The 7,915-nt window shown below is 45.3% G+C and carries 4 protein-coding genes and 1 pseudogene; all 5 read right to left on the bottom strand.

Going from position 1 to position 7,915, the window contains the following annotated elements; translation table 11 throughout:
• Positions 1–838 precede the first annotated feature (838 nt).
• On the bottom strand, positions 839–1,762 hold the full coding sequence (locus NXS07_RS17725) for a GNAT family N-acetyltransferase (protein WP_038194222.1): 924 nt from the start codon (positions 1,760–1,762) through the stop codon (positions 839–841).
• Complete coding sequence (locus NXS07_RS17720) at positions 1,759–3,030, bottom strand: phenylacetate--CoA ligase family protein (RefSeq protein WP_258087288.1); 1,272 nt, start codon at positions 3,028–3,030, stop codon at positions 1,759–1,761. Before NXS07_RS17720 ends, NXS07_RS17725 begins: the two co-directional genes overlap by 4 nt.
• A gap of 43 nt (positions 3,031–3,073) precedes the next feature.
• Entirely contained in the window at positions 3,074–5,479 is a 2,406-nt protein-coding gene (locus tag NXS07_RS17715; protein ID WP_258087287.1) for an acyl-CoA reductase, read from the bottom strand.
• 1 nt (position 5,480) lies between these two features.
• On the bottom strand, positions 5,481–6,611 hold the full coding sequence (locus NXS07_RS17710; RefSeq protein WP_238127145.1) for a LuxE/PaaK family acyltransferase: 1,131 nt from the start codon (positions 6,609–6,611) through the stop codon (positions 5,481–5,483).
• Positions 6,612–7,640: 1,029 nt separating this feature from the next.
• Positions 7,641–7,818: pseudogene (locus tag NXS07_RS22260) on the bottom strand (integrase core domain-containing protein); the annotation flags it as partial.
• Positions 7,819–7,915: the final 97 nt, after the last annotated feature.

Below are 7,915 nucleotides of genomic sequence, written 5' to 3'. Positions count from 1 at the left end.
AATTGACATATCCGAAATTAAATTCCATTAAATTATTTTCAAATAGATTATAAATCTAAACTAGACAGTTTGGTATAAAATGTTTTGTTTTTTAACAAAATTTTATTTATTTAAGTTAGTTAAAGATATTTCTATATTTTAATGGATTATTATCGCAAATTTTTCTGATTTTTATTAAAAATATCATTTATTGTCATTTTTTCCACTAAATAATCTTTCAGATTCTCAAAAATAATGGCTTACTCGCACTTTGGGGTATTATCAAAAGATGGCCGTTTTTTCGACAGATATGGATGGTGATTTATTATTTTTTCAAATAAAAACAATATGATAATTATTTTTTTATGATAGGGTCATTTTTTATCAAGTGACATTCATCCTGCTCCATATTCCATCCTTGAATAATTACACCTTTGAGCACGTTTTTGTATTGAACTCTCCATTTGTATAAGAAAACTCCAATTTTTACATAGTGGTCTGAGGTGTCCTTTTATTCATGGTTGCGTTTTTATATGAGGAAATGACGGAACGTAATATGGAGCCTATATACCATGCCAGATCACAATGAAACCTTATCTGACAAATGGCTGGATGGAGGGATATTTTTTTGGGGGGGTAGGTAGGAACAGATCTTGGAAATGGAATTATTCCCTTCATCTTTCAAATGGCGGCTTTATTGGCGGCTTTCACTCACCCCAGTCACATCGTTATCTATGTAACTGGGGATTCACTCACTTGCCACTGCGCTGCATATTGCTTAACGTGGCATGCTGGTCGGCGATATCGACGTCCAGTTCTCTCAGCCGTGTTGTCACCCACGTCTGATAATGACAAAAGTCTACCTTTCGGCACAGGCAAACAGACTTTGCTGATGTAGATTGTGGGCAAACTGGCAACTTAGAGCCAGTTCTTTTCTGCTATGTCCCCGAACCAGAAGCACTTCCCAACGATGATGGTGACCAGGCACAAATCCTGTGCAGGCAAATCCGGCTTGCTGCAAAATTTGTACCGCGTGGAGAGTCTCTTCTCCGACCGACAGTTTCACATATATCAGCTTGTGCGCTGGCAGTTCTGTCACTTCTTTTACCCGCTCCGTTGTCTGCGTTTCTATCCAGACTTCCAATCGGCCACCATGACTGGCGATGCTAATACCCGTATCTATTGGAACCGCAGGTTTTAGCGGTTCTTGACCAAATATTTGAGTGACCGATGTCAGCCACGTTTGCCAATTTACCGGCCAGTGTAATTCTGGAAACGGCCAGCGTTGCAAAGGCAGGCAACCGAGTACAATGCTTTCCGGACGTGCTTGATCAAAGGGAGATGTCACATAATCCGGTAATAAACCCGTGGTGTGAAAGCCCAAATTTTGAGCCAGACGCTGGCTGTGATTATGCGACGATACCTGTTTAATCGTGAGTATACCCAATCCCATTTCTTTGGCTTGATCACACAAATATCGGCCCAGCGCGGTCGCAATACCCTGTCCGCGCGCTTGTGGATGTACCGCGATAAGCGCGAGCTCTGCACTTGATGGGCAACGCCCATTCCGCCACAATGTCGCGTGTCCCAATACTTGCCCATCCTGTATTGCAACGGCAGAATACCAGTGTCTGGCCGCATTATAACGACTCAGCATGGTTGGTAGGTAGACTTCCGGATAGACGTAATCTTCGCCGTAAACGACTCGAAACAACGCGCTGACTCCGGTGGAATCTTCTTCCCGGAATAAGCGAATCAACGGCATGACTGGATTTATATTCATGCTGTCTTCTCTTCAGCATTATAACAACGATGATCCACGACCCGTATCAGCTTGCCGGAACGTGGGTGCGTCACCATATTTTCCAGAGCGCAAGAGGCTACCTCCACCTGTAACACCCCTTGGCTACATAGTTCTGCCATAGCGGGCTGGGCAGTGACTAACGCCTGATGGATTGATGCTGTTGATGGCATCTGTGGTGAGTCGCTGGCTAATAGCAGTTTTATCTTATCTATGCCGTCCTGACGGCTTAACAATAGCTGCCAAGCCAGTATTCCTTTCTGTTGTTGCAGTAAACGGGCAATCTGATCGGGAAACAGGGATAACGTGGAAACCCGGATACGGTGAGCACTTCCAGCCCGACCCTGCAAAGCAAATTTGCGGTTCAGTCTTCCCGGCTCTTCACACCAGCAGGCCAGATCGCCTGTGGGGTAGCGAATCACCGGCATTAGACGACGTTGTAGGTTGGTAACAACTAACATGCCATTGCGTCCAGACTCAGTAATGGGCTGACCATTGGATTCGTCAATAATTTCGACAATCGAATCTTCATCAAAAACCCGATGTTCACCGTGGTGACAATCAGGAGAGGCGGCACCAATCAGACCTGCGTCAACACTGGCACATCCGATTGAACCAATGCGCGCGTTGGGAAACACGATATTCAAAAGAGCCAGTTGTTCCGGAAACAGGCTCTCTCCGCCGTACAACAGACGATCAATATTGGGCATAAACTGGCCTGAACGCTGCAAGGTACTGGCAAAACGCAACAATTGTACCGGCACTCCCGCCAGTACATTAATCCCTAAGCTAACAATGGCGTCAGCCAACGCCTGATCATCGACTGAACAGGTAAACGGATATTCCACCACCGGAACCGGTGAATGAGATAACGCTCCGTGAATAAACAACAGGCTGGTATACAGATCTCCGGCAAAAAAGAGATTGGCAACACGGTCGCCAGATTGTAATTGTTGTGCAAGACCTTGGCCGAACGAACGCACAAAGGCTTGCCATTCGCTGCGACTGAACACCGACAACCTCCCTTCGCTGGTAGAGCCGCCGGTTTTAAAAATATGGCCACTGTTGATAGGGCCGGTGAGTACCGGCCAATTCTCCAATGGCTGCGATTGCTGCCAGTAAGCAGCAGGATCGATTAAAGGTAAATCCGTTAGTGCCCAGCCGGATTGTGGCAAATTATTATAAAGATCCCTAAAAAAGGGCGCGTGGTGACGGGTGTATTCCACTAGATCGTGTAATGATAAAGTCATGATTAGCTCAAAAGTCGTTTTGAAATCTATTGGGTATATTGTTTCAGACGCGATAATCCAGCACTAACGGCGTCTTGCCACTTTGGGAATGACGACGGAACTGTCCGGCTGGCGTAGACGTGATTTCCAATTGCAACAATTCACTACTGACAACCTGATTCAGCATTTCATGTTGCAGTAGATGTTGACGTACCTGGTTAACATCGCCATCAGCCAACACATGGATGTATTCGCCACCCTTATCGAGATTTCCGACTAACCATTGCACCGGAAACGCCAGATCGGCTGACAATGCCGTTGGGTTCACAAAAATAGAACCTACCCGTATCAATCCACCATGCCGGCCTTCCAGTCTAAAGCGTGGTGTCGATAATCCGCAGGTACAAGGTTCCGATAACCAGTGGCCTAAATCGCCCACCTCATAGCGTTGAACGACTTGTCCTTCCCGTGCCAGAGGGGTAAACACCAGCCGACCTGTCTCGCCTGACTGAACAGGCTGTTCGCTGTCCAGATCTAATATTTCCAGCCACTGAATATCAGATAACAGATGGAATTCGCCCTCGTTGCAACAAGTGCAAGCATGACCCAATGGGCCCGCATCAACGGAACCGTAAATTGCTGAACGGATCACCTGCACGCCAAAACTGGATAAGAATTGACGCCGTTCTTCACTGACATGTTCACCACCGGCGAAAATTTTGCGCACACCACCATAAGCGCGTAATGCGGCCTCTTCACGTTCAAACAGCTGATATATCGTGCTTGGCATTCCTACCAACGTATTAACGCCTTGCGTGACAATAACTTGTAGGATCTGGCTAAAATCGTCGTCTATCGGGCCACCCATCGGGTAATGCGGCACGGACAATTTATCCAGAACAGTGAAAAAGCTAAGTAGGCCACCATACAAATTGCCGCCGTACAGGAGATTAATGACGCGATCCTGTGCCGGATCGAGACCGGCGGAAAATAGGCCATCTGCCGCTGCTTGCATTTGGATGTGATAATCTCTATGACTGAATCCCGCTAATTTTGGCGCTCCTGTACTCCCGCCACTGCGGAAAAACACTTGTGCTTTCGGTGTCGTGCCACTTTGCTGAAACTGTTCTTTGCCCATGATTGGCAGCCCTGCCAGATCCGGCGGCCTGATGGATAATTTATCCAGCGTGACATGGTTTGGCAGTTGTTCAGCTTTCACACTGACTGAGACCCTGCGTGCAAGCCGCGTCAATGCATAAACGCCATCATGAGGTTCTCCTTCATAACCCTCATGCATAGCGCCGGCCTGACATATCCGGCTGACACCCGCCGCCAGCAACTGACGGCTCAAGGCCGGCAATTCGTGTTCTCCGGCGATCAAACCACAACTCTGTAAATAGGGGCGCCACGGCAGCAATACGTTGATCAACTGCGCACGCGGCACAGGACGAATTTGCAGAGTACGGTACAGTGGAGATGCCGCCAGTTCCTGACGTTGCGTCCACGCGACCCGCCATCCTGTGCCTTCAGTTACCGAACCGGCAACGTCGGCAAACGTGTGATCCAAGCGCAGAAATGCCATCTGACTGCTGATTTCAGCCGCTTCTTGGATATCTGGCTGTAAGGCCGGCCATACCGGTGCGCGTCGTTCCAGTGCCGAAGCCACGGCATCAGCCACTTCGCGCAAAACATTCTCGTCGGTACTATCTACCAACAGGCACTGCGGGCTGGAACAAGCCTGTTGATCAAAACGGCAAACATCATCAGCCAGGGCATCGTAGTCAGCGTTGCTGGCTGCTATCGGGTCGAGATAGGCAAAACTGATGCGATGCCCCCAATCGATCCAGCGGCAACCTGGTCGTAACTGGCTGCGGATAGCCGTCAATGCGGCATTGCTGCCCCAGGCAGACACGGCATCGGCACAGGCAAGTAATTCTGACAATTGATCGGACGGTAGCGGCATTACGGAGACGTAAGACGCTAATTTGCCACTGAGATCATGGCGCAGAAATTCAGCCAGTATCCGTGCATTGAGGCCATTATCACTGCTACTGGGGCGCAACCAGTTGATATTGCCAACTAACAGACTTTCCAATACAGCCATAAATGGTAGCAATGGTGCGTTGGCCGGAGTGATATGCACCACCAACCCCAAAGGTTGCCAAGTCTCAAAGCGCGGCTGGGTATAATCGAAACGGCGCAGGGAAAACGGCTGTTCTCCCAATTCATGGCGCAGCTTTTCTTCCAGTGCGTCACGATGGCAAAAGTGGCGTAACGTGCTGATTGTGGTTGCATCCAGTGCAAAATCAGTTGCCATGGTTTTGAGACTGTTGGCAAAACGCTCGGCGCAATCCAACACTTCTTGTACAGTTGGAGGACAAGCCAAGGCGTCGGCAAGACGGTTTTTAAGATCGGCCAGTGCGGCCGCCGGTTCCAAGTTAGAGATAACCTCGCCATTAACTAAATACATTTCAGGATTCCTTAATCAACTCAGAAGCGGCAATCGCACAACTACGGCTTTTACTCGTACCGGCACGGCCCAGCAGTTCAAACCAATCGGTAGCTAATCCACATCCACACTCTGCGGCGGGATGCAATACCGCCAAATCGCTCACCACGATACTGTGTGCTGGACTGGAAGTGATATAAGGTGATGTCAGATGCAGAAAACCCGGTTTACCATAGGATTGCACCGCCATGTCGGCTGTATCACGGACATAAGCACGGGCATAGGACGGCACATGAAAATGGTGATTCTGGCACTCAACATAGGGCACCGGATGCTCAACTGAACCATAGCCATCCCGGCAGCGTTCATCAGGAATGCCCAGTTGTTCATTCAAACGCCGGTACAGCTCGGATCTTGGAATGGCTTTATCGGCGTGGGTTTTCCAGCCGCCACCTAAAAAGACCAAAGATTCGGGATGCAATTGTAGTGGAGGTAAATTCATTTCCCGCATCCGTTCCAGCGTGAACCAGAGGAAGGCCGGGAAGCCTAAGAAACGCACTGGCAGCCCTTGTGCGGCAAATTCCTGCAAGGCACGGATCACACCAAATGGGTCGAATTCATTGCTTTTTCCATTGTGGCGCAGTGCATAACAAGCTTGCGATACCGGTGCGTACTGACACAGATATTGATCGGTATAGGCGGTTCCCAGCGTAATTGCTCCGGCGGGTTCATAGCTCAATAATATGTAGTTACAAGGCTGTTTTGGTGTATTCCAGCCGTAATATTCGAAAATACGTTCAACCATTCTCTGGGCTGCCTGTATGCTGCGCGTATCGTACCGCATACGGCTCTTTTGACCGGTTGTCCCAGATGAAGTCAATTCCAGCGCATCTATACCGGTATGACTTAGCAGCAGCTGATGTTTGAAATAATTGGCGAAAATAGGCGGTAAACGCGACCAGTCATGCAATTTTTCTAGTTTTTGATCATCCAAACCATTTGCTTTCAACCATTGATAGTAACTGGGGCTGTTTTCACAATGGTACCGTGTCAATTCACGCATAGCCGCGTCGAATAGTTGGTCACAATCGCTATCGGCACGATAGGGGTGATCAAGCGCGCAAAGGGCGTCAACATAAGCAAGAGAAGTCAAAAGTCATCTCCAGAAAAAGAAATAAAAAAGGGGGAATTCCCTTCAATAATAAGTAAATTGCTTCACCATCCAGCAAGCAAAAGGACTCATACTCCACTAAGAGAAAATTATGGTATGGCAAATACAATTACTTGACCAAATAAAAATAAGTCACTGCTTTTAGATATCTAATATTTTAAATTGTTAATTCCTTGTAAGTAAAATTGGGAAAATATAACAATTAGGATTTTATAAAATTACATATCATAAATGATGGATGTTCAATAAATTTATCCTTGAACTCATCCAGAATTAGTGATATTTAAATGGAGCAACAAATAATCTAACTTCATGGTTTCGTCTAATATTCATCCAATAAATGAAATTATAAAATCTATGAAAATTAATATCTGCAATGATAAATGATAACGTTATTTCATTACTAAATAGAAATTATCCCGGCAAGAAATATAATAATCAAATGCAGGGGGTAATATTTTTATTTTTAATGGCTAAGTTATTTTTAATACAGAGAATAGCTAACATATCCTATATTTCTATTCAGTGATGAGGAATATTCAGAATTAATCATGGCATTATGGTAAACGAAAATTGAGAATCTATATCTAATATTTTAAGAGTCTAAGAAACATTTTTTGATATTGCTAAAAGTAATTAACATAGAGAAAAAAATAAAATAATTTAAAAACAATTACTTATATGTAGTTGTTGCGTATTTATGGTTTGTTTTTTTTATTGGTTGATAACTCTGTTTAATATCATGAAATGCCCAATATCAAACTGATATTTTAAATATTACCGCAATTTTTCGCTGTTTATTGTCACCTAACGTAGAATTGCATTACATTATTATTTTATTTGCAATTATTTAATAATGTAATTATTTTATTTAACATATATAAAATATGTTTTGGGTATTGGTTTAGATCCAACAGAATGATGGTTTTCTATTCTATAGCATTTACTTCTGTCATTAAAAAGGGAGAGTTTGTTAATTCTCCCATTTTCTATGGAAGTCAGAAGCGGGATTTAAGCAGCTCGTAATAAATACTGCTATTGGCATGTCATCGCCTAATTCCATATCGGGTCTTTCGTGATGATAAAGTCATTGCCACTTTGTCGTATATTCTTGCAATTCACTCAATGATGAAAATAAATATTGCCCCAGCCAGTCATAACGAACGGTACGGTTATAACGTTCAGTATAGACTCCGCTGGGCGACAGACTAGGGCGTGTTGACGTTTTGTGAAGGTAATCTGAACAGCATGATGATTTGGTATAATCCATTTCGCCAAAAACTCAT

Origin of the sequence: Xenorhabdus bovienii (genome assembly GCF_024721015.1) — a bacterium.
In the GTDB taxonomy this organism is placed as follows: Bacteria; Pseudomonadota; Gammaproteobacteria; order Enterobacterales; family Enterobacteriaceae; genus Xenorhabdus; species Xenorhabdus bovienii.
The sequence above is the reverse complement of the archived record's forward strand: the minus strand, read 5'-3'. Positions and strand labels throughout refer to the sequence as shown.